The organism is Thalassobaculum fulvum, from assembly GCF_014652915.1.
GTDB classification, from domain to species: Bacteria; Pseudomonadota; Alphaproteobacteria; order Thalassobaculales; family Thalassobaculaceae; genus Thalassobaculum_A; species Thalassobaculum_A fulvum.
On sequence record NZ_BMZS01000011.1, the window covers coordinates 119827 to 139348 of the forward strand.

The 19522-nt window shown below is 72.3% G+C and carries 17 protein-coding genes; 5 read left to right on the plus strand and 12 right to left on the minus strand.

All coding sequences use genetic code 11. The features are described 5' to 3' along the window. Position 1 precedes the first annotated feature (1 nt). The 3 genes from IE246_RS22000 to gpmI are packed head-to-tail and all read right to left on the minus strand — an operon-like array spanning position 2 to position 4390. The gene (locus IE246_RS22000) at positions 2-1378 is read right to left on the minus strand and encodes a S41 family peptidase (RefSeq protein ID WP_189993724.1); all 1377 of its coding nucleotides are present in this window, start codon (positions 1376-1378) and stop codon (positions 2-4) included. Further along, positions 1375-2847 (minus strand): murein hydrolase activator EnvC family protein, encoded by a 1473-nt coding sequence (locus IE246_RS22005; protein WP_189993727.1) that lies wholly within the window; start codon positions 2845-2847, stop codon positions 1375-1377. The genes IE246_RS22000 and IE246_RS22005 overlap by 4 nt, the downstream gene beginning before the upstream one ends. After that, entirely contained in the window at positions 2813-4390 is a 1578-nt protein-coding gene (gpmI, locus tag IE246_RS22010; protein ID WP_189993729.1) for a 2,3-bisphosphoglycerate-independent phosphoglycerate mutase, read from the minus strand. Before gpmI ends, IE246_RS22005 begins: the two co-directional genes overlap by 35 nt. A 149-nt stretch (positions 4391-4539) precedes the next feature. On the opposite strand from gpmI, the gene IE246_RS22015 reads away from it, so the two are divergent. Then, positions 4540-4905: a group I truncated hemoglobin gene (locus IE246_RS22015; protein ID WP_229837436.1), complete on the plus strand. Its 366-nt coding sequence runs from the start codon at positions 4540-4542 to the stop codon at positions 4903-4905. Here the strand turns inward: IE246_RS22015 and IE246_RS22020 are convergent. The 4 genes from IE246_RS22020 to IE246_RS22035 all read right to left on the minus strand — a co-directional run bounded on the left by IE246_RS22020 (position 4859) and on the right by IE246_RS22035 (position 11000). Next, a complete protein-coding gene (locus tag IE246_RS22020; protein WP_189993733.1) occupies positions 4859-5752 on the minus strand; it encodes a UPF0280 family protein in 894 nt (297 codons plus the stop codon). The two genes, IE246_RS22015 and IE246_RS22020, sit on opposite strands and share 47 nt — an antisense overlap. Before the next feature lie 156 nt (positions 5753-5908). Continuing rightward, entirely contained in the window at positions 5909-7387 is a 1479-nt protein-coding gene (locus IE246_RS22025) for a 6-hydroxynicotinate reductase (RefSeq protein ID WP_189993735.1), read from the minus strand. Continuing rightward, positions 7384-10152 carry a molybdopterin-dependent oxidoreductase gene (locus tag IE246_RS22030; RefSeq protein WP_189993737.1) on the minus strand — a complete coding sequence of 923 codons (2769 nt, stop codon included), beginning with the start codon at positions 10150-10152 and terminating at the stop codon, positions 7384-7386. Before IE246_RS22030 ends, IE246_RS22025 begins: the two co-directional genes overlap by 4 nt. Next, entirely contained in the window at positions 10149-11000 is an 852-nt protein-coding gene (locus IE246_RS22035) for an FAD binding domain-containing protein (protein ID WP_189993739.1), read from the minus strand. The genes IE246_RS22030 and IE246_RS22035 overlap by 4 nt, the downstream gene beginning before the upstream one ends. Before the next feature lie 154 nt (positions 11001-11154). Between IE246_RS22035 and IE246_RS22040 the strand changes: the two genes are divergently transcribed. Genes IE246_RS22040 through IE246_RS22050 form a run of 3 tightly spaced genes read left to right on the plus strand, consistent with a single transcriptional unit; the run spans position 11155 to position 13442 of the window. After that, positions 11155-11931, plus strand: a complete 777-nt coding sequence (locus tag IE246_RS22040) for a DUF1194 domain-containing protein (protein ID WP_189993741.1) — start codon at positions 11155-11157, stop codon at positions 11929-11931. Next, positions 11928-12728, plus strand: coding sequence for a DUF1194 domain-containing protein (locus tag IE246_RS22045; RefSeq protein ID WP_189993743.1), 801 nt, complete (start codon positions 11928-11930; stop codon positions 12726-12728). Before IE246_RS22040 ends, IE246_RS22045 begins: the two co-directional genes overlap by 4 nt. An 18-nt stretch (positions 12729-12746) precedes the next feature. Then, positions 12747-13442, plus strand: a complete 696-nt coding sequence (locus tag IE246_RS22050; protein ID WP_189993745.1) for a DUF1194 domain-containing protein — start codon at positions 12747-12749, stop codon at positions 13440-13442. Positions 13443-13668: 226 nt separating this feature from the next. Here the strand turns inward: IE246_RS22050 and IE246_RS22055 are convergent, their stop codons facing one another. Then, complete coding sequence (locus tag IE246_RS22055) at positions 13669-14556, minus strand: TauD/TfdA dioxygenase family protein (RefSeq protein ID WP_189993747.1); 888 nt, start codon at positions 14554-14556, stop codon at positions 13669-13671. Between the two features lie 161 nt (positions 14557-14717). On the opposite strand from IE246_RS22055, the gene IE246_RS22060 reads away from it, so the two are divergent. Further along, the gene (locus tag IE246_RS22060; RefSeq protein WP_189993748.1) at positions 14718-16325 is read left to right on the plus strand and encodes a flavin-containing monooxygenase; all 1608 of its coding nucleotides are present in this window, start codon (positions 14718-14720) and stop codon (positions 16323-16325) included. Positions 16326-16486: 161 nt separating this feature from the next. Here the strand turns inward: IE246_RS22060 and IE246_RS22065 are convergent, their stop codons facing one another. The 4 genes from IE246_RS22065 to IE246_RS22080 form a co-directional block, all read right to left on the minus strand. Further along, positions 16487-17152, minus strand: coding sequence for an amino acid ABC transporter permease (locus IE246_RS22065; RefSeq protein WP_189993749.1), 666 nt, complete (start codon positions 17150-17152; stop codon positions 16487-16489). Positions 17153-17165: 13 nt separating this feature from the next. Beyond that, on the minus strand, positions 17166-17840 hold the full coding sequence (locus tag IE246_RS22070; protein WP_189993750.1) for an amino acid ABC transporter permease: 675 nt from the start codon (positions 17838-17840) through the stop codon (positions 17166-17168). 10 nt (positions 17841-17850) lie between these two features. Next, on the minus strand, positions 17851-18576 hold the full coding sequence (locus IE246_RS22075) for an amino acid ABC transporter ATP-binding protein (protein WP_189994057.1): 726 nt from the start codon (positions 18574-18576) through the stop codon (positions 17851-17853). Positions 18577-18679: 103 nt separating this feature from the next. Beyond that, complete coding sequence (locus IE246_RS22080) at positions 18680-19504, minus strand: transporter substrate-binding domain-containing protein (RefSeq protein ID WP_189993751.1); 825 nt, start codon at positions 19502-19504, stop codon at positions 18680-18682. Positions 19505-19522 lie beyond the last annotated feature (18 nt).

Consider the following 19522-nt stretch of genomic DNA (forward strand, 5'->3'; position numbering starts at 1 on the left):
CTCAATTCACGACGCGCGACTGGTACAGGTGGATGCCGCGCAGCAGGTCGATCGCACGGGCCAGCTGGTAGTCGTCGACCTCCCCGCCCTTGCCGGCATCGGCGTTCTCCTGGGCGTCTGCCGGTTTCTGATCGTCGGCCTTGCCGGGGGCAGCGGTGCCGTCCGGGTTGACCAGGGCGCCGCGCAGATCGGCCTCGCGGCGGCCGCGTTGCGTGGCGATCTTCTCGATCTTCGCCGGCTCCACCAGGATGTCGGGCGTGATGCCCTTGGCCTGGATCGAGCGGCCCGACGGCGTGTAGTAGCGGGCCGTGGTCAGCCGCATCGCGCCGTAGCCCTGGAGCGGGATGATGGTCTGCACCGAGCCCTTCCCGAACGACTGGGTGCCGAGAATGATCGCCCGGTGCTGGTCCTGCAGCGCACCGGCCACGATCTCCGAGGCCGAGGCCGAGCCGCCGTTGATCAGCACCACCAGCGGCGCGCCGTCGGTGATGTCGCCCGGGGTGGCGTTGGCCCGGCTGGAGTTCTCCTCGCCGCGGCCGCGGGTCGACACGATCTCGCCGCGCTCGAGGAAGGCGTCGGACACCGAGATCGCCTGGTCGAGCAGGCCGCCGGGGTTGTTGCGCAGGTCGATGACGTAGCCGTGCAGCCGGTCGCCGAGCTCCTGGTGGATCGCGGCGACGGCCTCCTGCAGGCCGCTCGTGGACTGCTCGTTGAAGGTGGTGATCCGGACGTAGCCGATGTCGCCGATGGTGCGGTGGCGCACCGAACGGATGGTGATGGTGGCCCGCTCGAGGGTGACGTCGAACGGCTCCTGCTCGCCGCGGCGCACCGTCAGGGTGATCTCGGACCCGACCTTGCCGCGCATCCTCTCGACCGCTTCCGACAGGGTCAGGCCGAGCACCGGCTCGCCGTCGAGGTGGCTGATCAGATCGCCCGGCAGCAGCCCGGCCCGCGCCGCCGGCGTGTCGTCGATCGGCGACACCACCTTGACCAGCCCGCCTTCCATGGTGACCTCGATGCCGAGGCCGCCGAACTCGCCGCGGGTCTGAACCTGCATGTCGCGGTAGTTCTTGGCGTTCAGGAACGAGGAATGCGGGTCGAGCGAGGACAGCATGCCGTTGATCGCCGCCTCGAACAGCTTCTCCTCGCTGACCTCCTCGACGTAGTTGGCGCGCACCCGCTCGAACACCGCGCCGAACAGGTTGAGTTGCCGGTAGGTCTCGGAGGAGTTGGTCTGGGCGTCGAGCTGGCCGGATCCGGCCACGGCCAGGCCGCCGAGCAGCACGGTGACGGCGGCGGCACCGCCCAGGCGCCGCACGATCGGCCGGCGCAGGAACGGGAGGCGCAGGAACGGGAGGCGGGTCTCTGGGGTGGTCATCCTTTGGCCTTTCCGGTCAGTCCCGAAAACCAGGGTAGCGGGTCAATAGGGTCGCCATTGTGGCGAAGCTCCACGTACAACTCGGGACGTCCGTCGCCCCCCGCGGCTTGCCGCGGCCGCATCGTGCCGACCGGCTCGCCGGCGAGCACGCGCTGGCCGACCTGCAGTCCGATCCGGCCCAGTCCTGCCAGCAGGGTAAGATATCCCTCGCCGTGTTCAATGATCAAAATGCGGCCGAACCCCGCGAACTCTCCAGCATAGATCACGCTGCCGTCATACGGCGCGACCACGGTGGCGTCGTCGCGGGCGGCGATCACGATGCCGCGATTCCGCAGCCCTTCCGGGTCGCTCTGCCCGAAGCTCCTGGCCAGGGTGCCGCCGACCGGCCGGATCAGGCGGCCCTTGGCGGTGGTGATCGGCGGGGCGGCCGGCAGCAGGGCGAGCAGCGGCGTCGCGGCGGCTTCGGCACGGGATCGGTCCGGCCGGGCGGTCGGCAGCGGGACGCCGGCGCCGGTGTCGGCCGCGGCGGGGGGCGGCGCCGGCGGACCCGGCGCGGTCGCCGGTGCTGGCGGCTCCGGGGGGCGGACCAGGGCAGCCAGTCGCTGTTCCTCGGCTCGTTCCCTGGCGCGCTGGGCCTCGATCCCGGCCAGCAGCTCGCGTAGCGAGCGGGCGGATTCCGACAGCATCCGCAGGCGTTCGGCGGTGCCGGCGGCACGGGTCTCGGTGGTCGCCAGCAGCCTCGCCTTCTCGTCGGCCAGGGCCGCCAGCCGACGGCGTTCCCGCGCCAGCTCCTCGGTCGCCGTGTCGAGCCGGACGCGCTGCTCGCGGATGTTCGCCTCGACCTCGGCGAGGCTGGCCAACTGGGCCTTGAGCCGCTCCGCCTCGGCGTTGATCTGCGGGATCGCGGCTTCCAGGAGGATGCCGGTGCGCACGGTCTCCAGCGGCGGCCGCCCCATCAGCAGCAGCGCCTCCGGCGGCCGTCGCGCCAGCCGCTGCAGGGCCCCGACCAGTTGGCCGAGCTCGAGCTGCCGGGTCGCCAGGACGCCGCGCTTCTCGCCGGCCTCGTGGCGCAGCACCGACAGGGTGGCCTCGACCTCGCCGACGGTCTCCTCGGTGCGCTGCTGGCGGGTGGCGGTCTCGGCCATGTCGGTCCGCAGGCGGTCGACCTCGCGCGCCAGCTCGCGCGCCAGGCGGTCCAGCCGCGCCTTGCTGGACCGGCCGCCCTCCAGGTCCTCCTCGATGCGCCTGAGCTCGCGGGCCGCGCGCTCCGGGTCGGCATCCGCCGCCGGACTTGCCGCCGGATCCGCCGCCGGATCCGCCGCCTGGGCGGACGCCGGACGCGGCCCTGAAAACAGTCCCCCCGAAAGCGGGCTGCCGGAAAGCAGGCCGACCGCGAACGCCAGCAGCAGTGCCGGCGCCGCGATGCCGGCGGGGTTACTGCGCGGCGTGGATTTCGCGGGCCGCCGCATCGGCGGTCACCAGCATGGGCGTGCCGGTCATCGCCGCCGGCGGCGCGATGCCCATCAGCGTCAGCAGGGTCGGCGCCACGTCCGCCAGCTTGCCGGTGCGCAGGCCCACCACGCCGGCCGGCGCCCCGACCAGGACGGTCGGGACCAGGTTGGTGGTGTGCGCGGTATGCGGGCCGCCGGTCTCCGGGTCGACCATGGTCTCGCAGTTGCCGTGGTCGGCGGTCAGGAACATGGCGCCGCCGGCCTCCAGGACCGCCTCGGCGACCTTGCCGACGCAGGTGTCGACGGTCTCGACCGCCCTGATCGCCGCCTCCAGGCTGCCGGTGTGGCCGACCATGTCGGGGTTGGCGAAGTTGGCGACGATCAGGTCGTAGGTGCCGGACCGGATCGCGGCGACCAGCCTGTCGCAGACCTCGGGGGCCGACATCTCCGGCTGCAGGTCGTAGGTCTTGACCTTCGGGGACGGCACCATGATCCGGTCCTCGCCCTCGAACACCTCCTCACGGCCGCCGTTCAGGAAGAAGGTGACGTGCGGGTACTTCTCGGTCTCGGCGATCCGGAGCTGCCGGAGGCCGGCCTTCGCGACCACCTCGCCCAGGGTGTCGACCAGGTCGATCGGCGGGAAGATCGTGACCATGCGGGCGGCCAGGGCCGAGGAGTACTCGACCATGCCGGCGGCGACCGCCAGTTGCGGCACCCGCGGCCGCGCGAAGCCGTCGAAGCCCGGGTCGAGCAGCGCGGTCAGGATCTCGCGCGCCCGGTCGGCCCGGAAGTTGGCCATCACGATGCCGTCGCCGTCCCGGATCGCGGCCCCCTCGCCGATCACAGTCGGGCTGACGAACTCGTCGGTCTCGCCGCGGGCGTAGGCGGCCTCGACCGCCGCCACCGCGTCGCCGGCGGTGTGCTCGGCCTCGGCCAGCGCCACCGCCTTCCAGGCGGCCTCGACCCGTTCCCAGCGCTTGTCGCGGTCCATCGCGAAGAACCGGCCGGTGACGCTGGCGATCCGGGCGCTGCCGCCGAGATCGTTCAGGAAGTCGGCGAGCTGGCCGGCCGCGCTCTTCGGCGGGCAGTCGCGGCCGTCGGTGAAGGCGTGGACCACCACCGGCACGCCGCGTCCGGCGATGGTGCGGGCCAGGGCCGCGACGTGGCGCTGGTGGCTGTGGACGCCGCCGGTCGAGACCAGCCCCATCAGGTGGCAGGTCCCGCCGCTGGCCTTCAGCGCCTCGACGATCCGCTCGATCGCCGGCCGGCGCTGCAGCTCGCCCTCGGCGATCGCCCTGTCGATGCGCGGCAGGTCCTGGAACACCACGCGGCCGGCGCCGAGGTTCATGTGCCCGACCTCGGAATTGCCCATCTGGCCGTGCGGCAGGCCGACATGCTCCTCGGACGCGTTCATCAGCCCGGTCGGCCAGCGCCGGCGCAGGCCGTCGACGTTCGGGGTGTTTGCCAGCGCCACGGCGTTGTTCGCGGCGTCGGCGCGCTCGCCCCAGCCGTCCATGACGCACAGGAGGACGGGGCGCGGGATCTTCGGTGTCTCGGTCATGGCGGCGTTATACAGCAGCCGGTCCGGTGCGTCACCGCCGGCGCGGCCGGCCGGAAGCAACTGAAACAATCGGTGACGGCAACCTGATACCGTTGCGGCGTAAACCCCCGTCCGTCCCGATCCGGGCCAGGCAGACAATGGGGGTTGCGATGTCACTCTACGAAGCCATCGGCGGCGCGGCCGCCATCGACGCGGCGGTCGACCGGTTCTACGACAAGGTGCTGAGGGATCCGCTGCTGGCGCCGTTCTTCGCATCCATGGACATGCACTCCCAGCGCCGCAAGCAGAAGGCGTTCTTCGGCACCCTGTTCAGGGGCCAGACCGAGGGCGTGCAGAGCTACATGCGCAGCGCCCACAAGCGGCTGGTCGACGAGGGCCGGATCGGCGACGCGCATTTCGACGCGGTCGCCCGGCACCTGCAGTCGACGCTCCAGGACCTGACCGTGCCGGCCGACCTGATCGTGCAGATCATGGGCGCCGCCGCCGGCCTTCGGAACGCGGTGCTGGGGCGCTGATCCGCATCGGCAGGTCGCCGGCCGCCACCCGCCACCGTCCCCGCAGGGCGAGGGCGGCGGCGTGGATCAGGCCGGCGGCCCGCATCCGCTCCGCCTCGGCGGCACCAGCCGCCAGGGCGGCGTCGATCTCCGGGTCCGACAATTCTCCCACGTCCAGCACCACGAGCCGGTCGCCGAGGTCGCTGTCGGGGTCTTCGGCGCTGGCCGGACCGCGGCGGATCGCCGGATGGCCGGGCAGGTCGACGGCGTTGGCGATCAGGGTGGCCGCGACGTCGGCCTCGGCGGCGGTGCGGGCGAGCACCGTCACCGCGTCGGCGATGCCGAGCGAGAACGACCGTCCGCCGCGGCCGCTGGTGGCGGCCCCGCGCACCGGGTCGTCGAAGCCGACCGCCGCGCTGCCGGCCAGCGCCGGTGCCGCGAGGTCGGGGACCAGGCCGAGCTCGAACCGGGCGCCGGGCGTGAGGTGAAAGGCGACGTCGCCGCCGTCGTTGACGAAGGCCCTCGCCAGTCCCGGCGCCGCCGCGACCATCGCCGCCAGCACGTGGTCGGCGACCGCGCCGGCGACTGCCGCCATCGGGGTGACGAACACGCCGCGGTGCGGCTGCACGGCCGCGACCATCCGGCGTGCGACGGGGCCCTGTACGGCGGCCGGCGTCTCGCCGGCGGGCGCGCGCAGCAACGGCAGCTCGGCGGCCAGCCCGGCCAGCAACCCGTCGAACGCGCTGGTCGCGGCGCCGTAGGCCTGCTGCATGGCTTCGCCCTCCCCCTCGGCGCCGATCACCAGATCGATCGGCCCCTCCTGCAGGTGCAGGCGGCCGTCCGGCAGCCGGGCGGCGGTGCCGGTCACGACGGCGTCTTCCGCCGCGGAGTCCCCCTCTCGATCCTCATCCCGGACCGGCTCGCCGCAGGCGAGGCGGAGCCGGGACCCAGCCTGCGCGACCTGGGTCCCGGATCGCGTTGTGCGCGTCCGGGATGAGGTGGGAAGGTGAGGGGCGTTCTCCTCTCACCGCTTTCCCAGGGGATCGTACGGCCACGGGTTGTCTGGCCGGCCGGCCTCGCGGCGCAGCTCCGGGTGCTCGGCCAGCACGTCGTCGAGCGCCCGCACCGCGCCCATGTGGCCGCCCAGCTCCTCGTAGGCGGCGAGCGGCAGGGTGAACTCGATCGGCGCCACCAGGGCCGGGGTCGGCACGTAGCCGAAGGCGTTCGCCGGCAGCCGGGTGACGTCGGCCATCAGGGTGATGCCGCCGCCCGGCCAGACATAGGCCGGGGCGCCGCCGACCGTGACCCGGGTGATCAGGTTCTGCACCGAGCGGGTCAGCCGCACCGGGTTCTCGGTGACCCCGGCCCGCAGGCTGCCGCCGGCGCCGCCCATGAACAGCACGGTGCACAGCGCCGGCTCGCAGTTCTCGCCGATCCGGTCGACCACCACCTGCAGCGGCTCCGGCATCTGCATCGGCACGAAACGCAGGTTCTCGTCGAGCTCGAAATACGCCGAGTCCTCGCCGGTCGTCGACACCATCAGCACCCGCTCGCCCGGCCACGCGGTCTTCGGGTCGACCTTCTCGATGATCGCCAGCGGGTCGGTGACGTCGGTGCCGCCCCAGCCGGAGCCCGGCTCGGCGACCTGGAAGTAGCGGCCCGGCGTCGACTTGCGGCCGCGCACCCGGATGCCGCCGGGGCGCATGTCGAGGAAGCGCCCGGCCTGGTGCTCGCTCAGCACCCCGGTGATGTGGTCGTCGACCACGATCACCTCGTCGGCGTGGCCGAGCCACTGCCGGGCGAAGATGCCGATAGTGGCGGAGCCGCAGCCGACCCGCATGCGCTCCTCGCGCTCGCCGTCGACCACCGGCGGTTTGCCGGCCTGAACGGTGACGGTCGAGCCGCCGTCGATCGCCAGGTCGACCGCCTCGCCGTTGCACAGCGCCAGCAGGGCGGCGCAGGTCACGGTGCCCTCGCGCTTGGAGCCGCCGACCAGGTGGCGCACGCCGCCGAGCGACAGCATCTGCGAGCCGTACTCGGCGGTGGTGACGTGGCCGACCGGCTCGCCGTCGACCCGCACCGCCGCCTGCTCGGGGCCGAGGTGGCGGTCGGTGTCGATCTTCACCTTGACGCCGCAGTAGCTGAAGATCCCCTCGGTCACCACGGTGACGGTGTCGACGCCCTGCCACTCGGTGGCGACGATGAACGGCGCCGGCTTGTAGTCCGGGTAGGTGGTGCCGGAGCCGATGCCGGTCACGAAAACCGGCGGTTCCGCCACCAGCTTGCCGTCCCACTCCGGTGCCGCTTCCAGGAACGGCACGACCTCGCCGTCGCGGGCGAGCACGCGCTCGGTCACCACCAGCGGGTCGAGGCGGACCAGCGCGCCGTCGTGGTTGGCGTAGCGGTCGCAGGCACCGGCCTTGCCCTTGCGGATACGGCACAGCACCGGGCAGGCGTCGCAGCGGACGATCTCGCCGGTCGGATCGATCGCGGCCTCGCTCATTCCGCGGCCCTCTGTCGCGCGCGCAGGGCCGCCCGCACCCGGTGCGGCAGGGCGGGCACGCGGGTGATGTCGATGCCGGTGGCGTGCCGGATCGCACCCAGCACCGCCGGCGCGGTCGGCACCAGCGCCGGCTCGCCGATGCCCTTGGCGCCGTACGGGCCGAGCGGCTCGGCGTCCTCGACCAGGATGCAGGTGATCTCCGGCATGTCGCCGACCGTCGGGATCAGGTAGTCGTGCAGGTTCTCGGTGCGGCCGGGCAGGTATTCCTCCATCAGGGCCAGGCCGAGGCCCTGGGCGATGCCGCCGTGGATCTGGCCTTCGACCAGGGTCGGGTTGACCGCCCGGCCGACGTCGTGCGCCGCCACCATCTTCAGCACCCTGGTGGTGCCGAGCTCGAGGTCGACCGCGACCAGCGCGATCTGCGCGGCGAAGGCGTAGGTGGCGTAGGGCGTGCCCTGGCCGTCGGCGTCCAGCGGCTCGGTCGGCGGGTCGAAGGTGCCGCTGCCGACCAGCACGTCGCCCTCGGCGTCGGCCGGCATGCCGGCCAGCTCGATCGCCCGGGTCCGGCCGTCGTGGCGCACCAGGACCCGGCCGTCCTCGAAGCTCAGCTCGGCGTCGTCGCCGGCGTTGGCGAGCCGCAGCAGCTGGGCCCGCAGGTCGAGCCCGGCCAGCTCGGACGCCTTGCCGGACACGAAGGTCTGGCGCGAGGCCGAGGTCTTGCCGGCGTCGGCGGTGCGGTCGGTGTCGCCGCACACCTGGGCGATCCGGTCGAGCGGCGCGCCGAGCGCGTCGGCGGCGATCTGCGCCATGATCGTGTAGCTGCCCTGGCCGATGTCGACGGCGCCGTTGTACAGCACCAGCGACCCGTCGGGCTTCAGGCCGAGCCGCATGATCGACGGGTTCGACATCGAGGTGTTGCCGCAGCCGTACCACATGCAGCCGATGCCGGCGCCGAGCCGCATGCTGCCGCCGCGGGCCTCCGCCGCCTCGCACAGCGCCAGGTAGTCGCGCCAGTGCGGGCGCAGCGCCTCCAGGCAGGCGGCGAGGCCGACCGAGGCCTCGATGCGCTGGCCGGTGGCGGTCGGGTCGCCGGCCCTGAGCGCATTGGCGAGCCGGAACTCCAGGCGATCGATGCCGAGCCGGTCGGCCATGCGGTCGAGCAGCGCCTCGCCGGCGATCGCCGCCTGCGGCACCCCGAAGCCGCGGAACGCGCCGGCCGGCGGGCCGTCGGTGTAGACTGCGGCGCTGGTCGCCAGCACCGCCGGCACCCGGTACGGCCCCGGCGCGTGCACCGGCACCCGGCCGGCCACCGTCGGCCCCCAGGAGGCGTAGGCGCCGGTGTCGAAGTCGCCGTGGAACCGGTAGCCGAGGATCTTCCCGGACCGGTCGGCGGCCAGCGCGGCGCGCATCCGCGCCGGATGGCGCTTGGTCGAGGAGGCGAGGCTCTCCGGCCGGTTCCACAGCGCTGCGACCGGCCGCCCGAGCTTCCAGACCGCGACCGCCAGCGGCAGCTGCAGCGACTGGTCGAGCTTGCCACCGAACCCGCCGCCGACCGCCGACGGCACGATGCGCACCCGGTCAGGCGCGATGCCGAGCACATGGGCGACCTCGTCGCGGTCCATGTACGGGGTCTGGGTCGTGACCCGCAGCTCGATCCGCCGGCTGCCGTCCGGCCCCTCCACCGGCCGGGCCCAGCCGGCCTCCGGCTCGATGTAGGCGTGCTCGACGAACGGCGTCTCGAACGAGCCCTCGACCACCGCGTCGGCCCGGGCGAAGGCGGCGTCGACGTCGCCGCTCGCCACCCGGCCGCGGATCAGCACGTTGCCCGGCGAGGCCTCGTGCAGCTGAACTGCGCCCTCGGCCTGCGCCGCCTCGATTCCGACCAGCGCCGCGCGCGGCGACCACTCGATCGGGAAGCCGGACAGGTCGAGCGCCTCGAACGCGGCCCGGCCGTCGACCACTACGGCGGCCACCGACTCGCCGCGGTAGCGCACGAAGCGTTCGGCGAACACCGGCTGGTCCTTGAGGGTCGGGTAGATCCCGAAGCTGTTGTGGCCGGGCACGTCGGCGGCGGTCAGCACGGACACCACGCCGGGGGTGGCGGCGGCCCAGGCGTCGAGGTCACCGAGCGCGAAGTCGGCGAGCGCGTGCGGCGAGCGCACCACCTTGAGCCAGAGTGCGCCGGCGGGGCACTGGTCGTCGCCGTACAGCTCGCTGCCGTCGAGCTTGCCGGCACCGTCCAGTCGGGCGACCCGGGCGCCGACCGCGGTACCGGCCGCCGGCATCGCCGGGTCCGGCGCGTTCGAGCCGACGTCCAGGACGGCCTCGACGATCTTCTGGTAGCCGGTGCAGCGGCACAGCACCCCGCCGAGCGCGTCCATCGCCTGGTCGCGGGTCGGCCGTGCGGTACGCCCGAGCAGGTCGGCCGCCGCCATCAGCATGCCGGGGGTGCAGATGCCGCACTGGGCGGCGCCGTGGCGCTGGAAGGCGCGCTGCAGCGCCGACAGCCGCCCGTCCGGCTCGGCCAACCCCTCGACGGTGACCACGGTCGAGCCGGCGGCCTGGGCTGCCGGGGTCAGGCAGGCGCAGACCTGGGCGCCGTCCAGCAGCACCGTGCAGGCGCCGCAGTCGCCGGCGTCGCAGCCGACCTTGGTGCCGGTCAGGCCGAGATCGTCGCGCAGCACCCGCGACAGCCGCCGTGCCGGGTCGACCGTGACGCACCGCTCCGCCCCGTTCACCGTCAGGGTGATCGTCGCGGTCGTCATGGGACCGCTCGGTCGGCTGCGAGGTCGGCGAGGCAGCGCCGGACCAGCACGCAGGCAGTCTCGCGCCGGTAGGCGGCGTCGGCCCGCACGTCGTCGATCGGCTGCAGCCCGGCCAGATGGGAGTCGGCGACCAGGCTTGCGGCTTGGGCGGCGGGTCGGCCGATCAGGGTCGCCTCCAGCTCGCGCAGGCGCAGGGCGGTCGCCGAGCAGGCGCCGACCGCCAGCCGGACGCCGGCGACGGTGCCGTCGGGTGCCTTGGTCATGGTGCCGGCGACCATGACGATCGAGATCACCAGGTAGCGCCGGGCGCCCAGCTTCAGGAATCTCCCGGCGCCGTCGAGCGCGGCGGCGGGGATCCGGATCGCGGTCAGCAGCTCGTCCGGCCGGCGGGCCGTCTTGCGGTTGCCGAGCACGAAACCGTCCAGCGGCAGCCGGCGGACGCCGTCGAGCGACGCCAGCTCGACCTCGGCGTCGAGCGACAGCAGGGCCGGCACCCCGTCGGCCGCCGGCGAGGCGTTGCACAGATTGCCGCCGACCGTGCCGCGGTTCTGGATCTGCACGCCGCCGACCTCGCGCGCCGCCGCCTTCAGCCCGTCGCAGGCCGGCGGCAGGTCGGTCGCGATCAGCTGGCTCCAGGTGGTGGCGGCGCCGATCACCAGGCCGCCGCCGGCTTCGCGCCGGATGCCGCGCAGCTCGGGCAGGGCGGTGACGTCGAGCAGGTCCTCGTCCGGGGTATGGGCGACGCGCGCCGGGAAATGATCGGTGCCGCCGGCCAGGACCGTCAGCGGGCGCGCGCGCAGGACGGTCAGCGCGTCCTCCAGCCGTTCCGGTCGCGTATAGGCACCCACGGTCGCCGTCTCCGGCCGTTGTCCTGTCCGGTCCCCGCCCGGTTCGCGTCGGGCGCGTCCAGGTCGTTCGTATGCATATGAGTGTGGACACACGCGCGTGAGCGGTCAAGCCGCCACACTGGATTTGCCGGCCCCCCGATGCAAGTCTGTGAGCATGGAGGGACGTCCCGGCATCGGCTGGCTGGCAGGGTCCGTCTTGCTGGCCCTGGCCGGCGGGCTACTCCCGGACTCGGTCATCGCCGACGTACCGGTCGATCTCGAGCTGGTGCTGGCGATCGACGCCTCCGACAGCGTCGACGGCGCCGAGTACGCGTTGCAGATCGGCGGGCTCGCCGACGCCTTCCGCGACCCGGCGGTGCATCGGGCGATCGGCGGCGGACCGCTCGGGTCGATCGCCGTCGCCGTGGTCGAGTGGTCCGGGCGCTACCAGCAGTTCGTGCAGATCCCCTGGACCCGGCTCGACGGCGCCGCCGCTTCGGCCGCTTTCGCCGACCAGATCGCCGGGCTGGGGCGGGCGTTCGACTCCGGCGTGACCTCGATCTCAGGGGCGCTGGATTTCGCGGCCGCCCAGTTCGGCAACAACGGGTTCGTGGCGGCCCGGCAGGTGATCGACATCTCGTCGGACGGGGTGCAGAACCAGGGCCGCCGCATCGACCTCGCCCGCGAGGCCGTGCTGGCCCGCGACGTGACCATCAACGCGCTGGTCATCCTCAACGAGATGCCCGACCTGGAGGAATATTTCGGCGAACGGGTGATCGGCGGCTTCGGGGCCTTCGTGATGGCGGCGAACGACTACCCGGACTATCCGGAGGCGATCCGCCGCAAATTGCTGCGCGAGATCGGCGAGACCCCGGTCAGCCGGCTCGGGGGCGGGGTGGGGCAACTGGCCGGGCTGCCGTCGGATGCCGGGTCCAGGCCGGGGCCGCCATGACGATCCGCCGGGGGCTGGGATGGCCGGCCGCGGTTCTGGCCGCAGCCGTGGCGGCCGGTGCGGCCGCCGGACCGGCCCGGGCGTCGGGGGCTGCCGTCGACATGACGCTGGTGCTGGCGCTCGACACCTCCGCCAGCGTCGATGCCGAGGAATACGCCCAGCAACGCGGCGGCCTGGCCGCGGCGTTCCGCGACCGCGAGGTCGCCGACGCGATCGCCGCCGGGCCGACGAAGCGGATCGCGGTCTCGGTGATCGAATGGGCCGGCGCCAGCCAGCAGGTGCAGGTGGTCGGCTGGACCCTGCTCGAGGACGCCGGCAGCGCGTTGGCGCTGGCCGACCGGATCGACGCGCTGGAGCGGGCGATCCCGACCGGCGCGACCTCGATCGCCGGGGCATTGTCGTTCGGCACCGCGCTGCTGCGCGCCGCCCCGTTCGAGACCGGGCGCCGGGTCATCGACCTGTCGGGCGACGGCCGCAACAACCAGGGCCGGAAGGTCGAGGAGGTCCGCCGCATCGTGGTGGCGCAGGGCGTCACCATCAACGCCCTGGCGATCCTCAACGAGCACCCGACCCTCAACTTCTATTTCGAGGACCACGTCATCGGCGGCGCCGGCGCCTTCGTCGAGGTCGCGGACGACTACCGGGCGTATGTCGGGGCGATCCGGCGCAAGCTGATCCGCGAGATCCGCAGCCTGACGGTCAGCGAGGGCGGGCCGGGGGCGTCCGGGCCGGATCGCGCCTTACCCGTGCCCGAAAGCCGGGTTCGACTGGCGGAAGTCCCGCCGCCCGCCCGCTGAACGGCCCGTCGATCCGCCATGCGAACGCTGCTCCTCGCCCTGGTCCTCGCCCCGGTTCTGGTGGTCGTCGCCGGCTGGGGGACCCGCGCCCGGGCCGAACCGGTCGACCTGGAGCTGGTGCTGGCGGTCGATTCCTCGGCCAGCGTCGACTACATCGAGTTCAACCTGCAGCTCGAGGGGCTGGCCTACGCCTTCCGCGATCCCGACCTGATCGCGGCGATCGGCAACGGCCAGTACGGCGCGATCGCCGTCACCCTGATGGAATGGGCCAGCACCGACCGCCAGCAGCGCGTGCTGCCGTGGACCCGGATCGCCAGCGCCGCCGACGCCGCCGCCTTCGCCGACCGCATCGACCGATCGCCGCGCCAGATCCAGACGGGTGCCACCTCGATCTCGTCGGCGATCCGGTTCGCCGAGCGGCTGTTCGCCGACAACGGCTTCGAGGGAACCCGCCGCACCATCGACCTGTCCGGCGACGGCTACAACAACCAGGGCGAGGCGCTGGCGGCCGCCCGGGCCGCGGTGCTGGCCTCGGGCATCACGATCAACGCCCTGGCGATCGAGAACCAGGTGCTCGGGCTCGGCGACTACTTCGAGGACCAGCTGATCGGCGGGGTCGGCGCCTTCGTGATCCGCGCCGACAGCTACCGCGACTATCTCGGCAAGATCCGCCGCAAGCTGCTGCGCGAGATCCAGGCGCCGCCGATGTCGTGAGCAGCGGGGCGTGACGCCCCAAGCGGCGGGTGGGTTCCGGCTCGTCCGCGCCGAGTGCGGCGCGGTCGTCCGGAATGACGACAGAAAAGTGGGGATTGTCGTGCGCGTCAGCCGCGCATGGCTGAAGCGCGCGGCGCTCCCCCTCTTTGTCGTCATCCCGGACCGGACCGCCGGTGGCGGGACGGATCCGGGATCCACCCGCCGCTCCGTCGCCCGAGCCGCTCGCTCAGAACGGCTGCTCGAGGGTCGGGGCGCTGTCGGCGACGGTGGTGCGGTGCATGTCGCGGACCTTGGTGCGGTCGTAGCGCCGGGCCCGGTGCATGACCACGCGGTTGTCCCACATCACCAGGTCGTACGGCCGCCAGCGGTGCGAGTAGGTGTACTCGCGCTGGGTGGCGTGCTCGGTCAGGTCCCTCAGGAACATGCGGGCCTCCGGCACCGGCCAGCCGCGGATCGCGCCGGCATGCGACGCCAGGTACAGGTTCAGCCGGCCGGTGCGCGGGTGGCGGCGCACCAGCCGCTGCGGCACCGGCGCCCACTTGATCTTCTCGTCCTCGGTGAACTGGTCGAAGCCGAGGGAGCCGCGCGAGTACAGCTGGCTGTGCTCGCACACCTGGTCCAGGCACTCGGCCTGGGTCGCCGGGTCGAGGTCGTCCCAGGCCGCCCGCATGTCGGCGAACTCGGTGTTGCCGCCTTCCTCGGGGATGATCCGCGCCGACAGCAGCGAGTACTTCGACGGGGTCGCCTTGAACGAGCTGTCGGAGTGCCAGAGCATGTTGCCGAGCCCGAACAGCCGCCGCCGGTCGTCGCGCGCCAGCACCTGGCCGTCCTTGTCCAGGTTCGAGATGTCGTTGATGTTCATCGACAGCCGCCGGTCCTCCAGCTTCGCGATGTCGCCGGTGGCGGTCTCCATCGGCCCGAAGTGCTGGGAGAACGCGTACTGCTGGTCGTCGTCGATGCGCTGGTCCGGGAACACCAGGACCGCGTAACGGTCCATGGCGTCCTCGATCTCCGCGGCGGTCTCCGCCGACACGCCGGCGGCGATGTCGACGCCGGTGACCTCGGCCACGAAGTCGTCGCGCCTGGGATTGATCGGCCGGATCGTCAGGGCCATGGCGTTTCACCCTCTGAGATATTGTCGACAGGCTTTGGGTGACGATAGCGCGCCCGCCGCGGAGGAGGCCAGCCCGTCGGGCGGCTCCGGCGCTTCGGGCTTGCCTGCGCCCCGGTCGCCCGGGTTAGGCTTGCCCCGGAATTTTGAAACGGAGGTTCAAAATGCTCCAGGCCGATCCCGCTACCGATCTCGATGTCGTGATCGTCGGCGCCGGGTTCGCCGGCCTGTACATGCTGCACCGGCTGCGCGGCATGGGCTTCCGGGCGACGGTCCTGGAGGCCGGCAGCGGGGTCGGCGGCACCTGGTACTGGAACCGCTACCCGGGCGCGCGCTGCGACATCGAGAGCATCCAGTACTCCTACCAGTTCGACGACGCCCTGCAGCAGGAGTGGGAGTGGAGCGAGCGCTACGCCACCCAGCCGGAGATCCTGGCGTACGCCGAGCACGTCGCCGACCGCTTCGACCTGCGCCGCGACATCCGCTTCGACACCCGGGTCAGCAAGGCGACCTACGACGAGGCCGGGCACCGCTGGACCCTGGAGACCGAGGCCGGCGACCGGGTGACCGCGACCTTCTGCGTGATGGCGACCGGCTGCCTCTCGTCCTCCAACACCCCGGATTTCCCGGGGCGCGACAGCTTCCGGGGCGCGACCTATCACACCGGCAACTGGCCGCACGAAGGCGTCGACTTCACCGGCAAGCGGGTGGCGGTGATCGGCACCGGCTCGTCGGCGATCCAGTCGATCCCGCTGATCGCCGAGCAGGCCGCGCATCTCACGGTGTTCCAGCGCACGCCGAACTACACGATCCCGGCGCACAACGCGCCGCTCGACCCGGAGCGGGTGCGGGCGGTGAAGGCCGACTACCCGGCGCTGCGGGCCTGGGGCAAGCGGATGGTCAACGGCATCGCGTTCCACCCCAACGTGCACCCGGCCAAGGAGGCGTCGCCCGAGGAGCTGAAGCGCGAGTACGAGAAACGCTGGGCCGAGGGCGGCCTGACCTTCATGGGCGCGTTCAACGACCTGATGCTGGACGAGGCGGCCAACGCCACCGCGGCCGAATTCGTGCGCGGCAAGATCCGCGAGATCGTCAAGGACCCGGAGACCGCCGAGAAGCTGTGCCCGACCAACGTGATCGGCTGCAAGCGGCTGTGCGTCGATACCGGCTACTACGCCACCTACAACCGGCCGAACGTCACCCTGGTCGACATCAGCGGCTCGCCGATCGAGGCGATCACGCCGAACGGCGTGAAGGTCGGGGGAATCGAGTACGCGGTCGACGCCATCGTCTACGCCACCGGGTTCGACGCCATGACCGGGGCGCTGCTGAAGGTCGACATCCGCGGCAAGGGCGGCCTCCGCCTGCGCGACAAGTGGAAGGAGGGCCCGCGCTCCTATCTCGGGCTGGCGATCGCCGGGTTCCCGAACCTGTTCACGGTGACCGGGCCGGGCAGCCCGTCGGTGCTGACCAACATGCTGCCGACCATCGAGCAGCACGTGGAGTGGATCACCGACTGCTTCGGCTGGCTGCGCGAGCACGGCCAGGACCGCATCGAGGCCAGCGCCGCGGCCGAGGATGCCTGGGTCGGCCACAACGCCGAGGTCGCCGGCACCACCCTGCGCTCGACCTGCAGCTCCTGGTACGTCGGCGCCAACGTGCCCGGCAAGCCGCGGGTGTTCATGCCCTATATCGGCGGCTTCCCGGCCTATGTCGCGCGCTGCGACGAGGTCGCGGCGAACGGCTACGAGGGGTTCGCGGTGGGGGCGTGAGGTGCCCGTCGCTTGGTGGGTCCCGGGTCTCCCCTCGATCAAGTCGAGGGTCGCCCGGGATGACGTCAGGGGGAGAGCCGGGCATCGGCCCCCCTCTCGACGTCATCCCGGAGCGGGCCGCCGCAGGCGGAACGGATCCGGGACCCGCCCGCCGACTGGCCCTACCGCGCGACCTTGTGCTCCATGCGGCTGAGCAGCCTCACGCACGGCCACAGCAGTGCCAGGTAGATCGCCGCCGCCAGCACGATCGGCGACGGGTTGTAGGTCAGCGACCGCGCCATGTCGGCCGAGTACAGCAGCTCCGGCATCGCCACCACGCTGGCGATCGAGGTCAGCTTCACCACCTCGACGGTGTTGGAGACCAGGTCCGGCAGCACGTTGCGCACCGCCTGCGGGATAACGACGTAGGCCAGGGTCTGCCACGCATTCAGCCCGGTCGAGCGCGCCGCCTCCCACTGGCCGCGGCCGATGCTCTCGATGCCGGCCCGGTAGATCTCGCCGTAGTAGGCGCTGGTGTTCAGCAGGAACGCAACGCACACCGCCACGAACGGGCTGGGGCGGATTCCGACGAACGGCAGCCCGGCATAGACGAAGATCAGCAGCACCAGCGGCGGCACCGCCCGGAAGAAGTCGATCAGCGCGAAGGCCGGCCAGCGCACCGCCCGCCACGGGCTGCGGCAGACCAGGGCGACCGCCAGGCCGCCGATCAGGCCGAGCGGCACCACCGCCAGGCACAGCAGCAGGGTCATGCCGAGGCCGCGCAGCAGCAGCGGCAACGCCTGGCCCATGATCTCGAGGTTCAGGAACTGGTCGACGAAGATTTCCATTGCCGCGGCCTCGCTACGCCCGGCCCCAGGCGAACCGGGTCTCGAGCCAGCGCCCGACCGCGACCACCGGAACGAACAGCGCAACGTAGGCGAGCGAGCCGATCAGCAGCGGCGTGGCGTTGCCGGAGAAGCTCTGGGCGGTCTGCGCCTGCATCAGGATCTCGGGCACGCCGATCACCGCACCCAGCGCGGTGTTCTTGGTGATCGCGATGGTCCGGTTGGTCAGCGGCGGCACGGTCATCCGCACCGCCTGCGGCAGGATCACCCAGGCCAGCGTCTGCAGGAAGCCGAGCCCGGTCGAGCGCGCCGCCTCCCACTGGCCCTTGCGGATCGACAGGATGCCGGACCAGAAGATCTCCTCGGCGAACGCCGCCAGGACCAGCGACAGCACCAGCCACAGCACGGTGAAGCCGGACAGGCTGATTCCGACGTTCGGCAGCCCGAAATACGCGATCAGGATGATCACCAGGGGCGGCAGCGCCCGGAACACGTCGACGAACAGCACGATCAGCGCGTTGACGGGCCGGATCCGGAAGCTGCGGGCGCTCGCCAGCAGCAGCCCGGCCAGGACGCCGGTAACCACCACGGCGGCGGCGACTTCGATGGTGACCAGCATCCCGCGCAGGATGTCGGGCAGGTACTTCTCGATGACGGCCGGGTTCAGGAAGGCGTCGGCGAAGCGATCCATCGGCCGGTCCTCAGGCTGCGAAGTCGGCGAGGAAGCTGCGGGTCCGGGCGTGCTCGGGCGCCCCGAACACCTGTTCCGGCGGTCCCTGCTCGACGATCGCGCCGTGATCCATGAACACCACCCGGTCGGCGGCGTCGCGGGCGAACCGCATCTCGTGGCTGACCACGACCATGGTCATGCCGGCCTCGCGCAGCTCGCGCATGACCGCCAGCACGCTGCCGACCAGCTCCGGGTCGAGGGCCGAGGTCGGCTCGTCGAACAGCATGATCTTCGGCTCCAGCGCCACCGCCCGGGCGATCGCCGCGCGCTGCTGCTGGCCGCCCGAGAGCTGCGCCGGGTAGGCGTCGACCTTGTCGGCCAGGCCGACCCGTGCCAGGGCCGCCTCGCCGATCTCGCGGGCCTCCGCCCGGCCCTTGCCGAGCGCCTTGCGCAGGGCCAGCGTGACGTTCGAGAGCACGGTCATGTGCGGGTACAGGTTGAACGACTGGAACACCATGCCGATGCGCCGGCGCATGGCGTTGATGTCGGTCTTCGGGTCCAGCAGCTCGACCCCGTCGACCCGGATCGAGCCCTCGTCGGGCTCCTCCAGCCGGTTGCAGCAGCGCAGCAGGGTGCTCTTGCCGGAACCGGACGGCCCGATGACGAACACCAGCTCCTGGGGGGCGACCGACAGGTCGATGCCGCGCAGGACCTCGAGCGAGCCGAAGCTCTTGCGCAGGCCGGCGACGTCGAGCATCGCGTTGCGGTCGGACACGGCTTTCCTCCAGCGATCGGGAGCGGAACGGACGGGCGGCACCGCCGGTGCCGCCCGCGGGTATCGCTTGTCGGAAACCGGGCCGTCAGCCGCAGCTCGGCTCGTGCTCGGTCGGGTCGTAGCCGGGCATGCCGGGAACGCCGTAGCCCGGGAACACCGTGACCGCCGCCGAGCCCGGCGCCGGCTTGGTGCCGAACCACTTCTCGTGCATGGCCGCCATGGTGCCGTCGAGCTTCATGCACTCGATGGCGTTCTCGATCAGCTTGCGCATCTCCGGGTCGTCCTTGCGGGCCGGCGCCGCCCACACCAGGCCGGTGGAGTGCAGGTAGGACAGCCTGATGCGCGGGTTCTTCTTGACCGCCCAGGCCGACACCGTGTTGCCGGCGACGTTGGCATAGGCGCGGCCGGCGATGACCGCCTGCACGGCGTCGGTGTTGGTGCCGAAGCTCTCGATCTTCCAGCCGATCTTGTCGGTCAGGCCGCGTGCCCAGCTCTCGTAGACCGAACCCCGGTTGACCGCGATGGTCTTGTCCTTCAGCTCGGCCAGATCCTTGATGTCCGGCGTGTTCTTGAGGATCACGAACTGGTAGTCGGTGTTCAGGTAGCCCTCGGTGAACAGCAGGTTGGTCGCCCGTTCCTTGGTGACGGTCGTGGGTGCGGCCACGAAGTCGTAGGTGCCGGCCTGCAGCCCCGGCAGAAGCCCCGAGAACTGGGTGGCTTCGATCACGATGCCCCGCTTGGTGCGATCGCCGATCTCGTTGGCGAGATCGATGTTGAAGCCTTCGACGCCGCCGCTGAGGGTCGGCATCGCATGCGGTGCGAAGGTGCCGTCGACCCCGGTCTTGAGCGGCGCGGCCTGCGCGGCGGTCGACAGGAGAAGGACGGCGAATGCGGTGGCGAGTCTCTTCATGATGGGTCCCCCACAAGA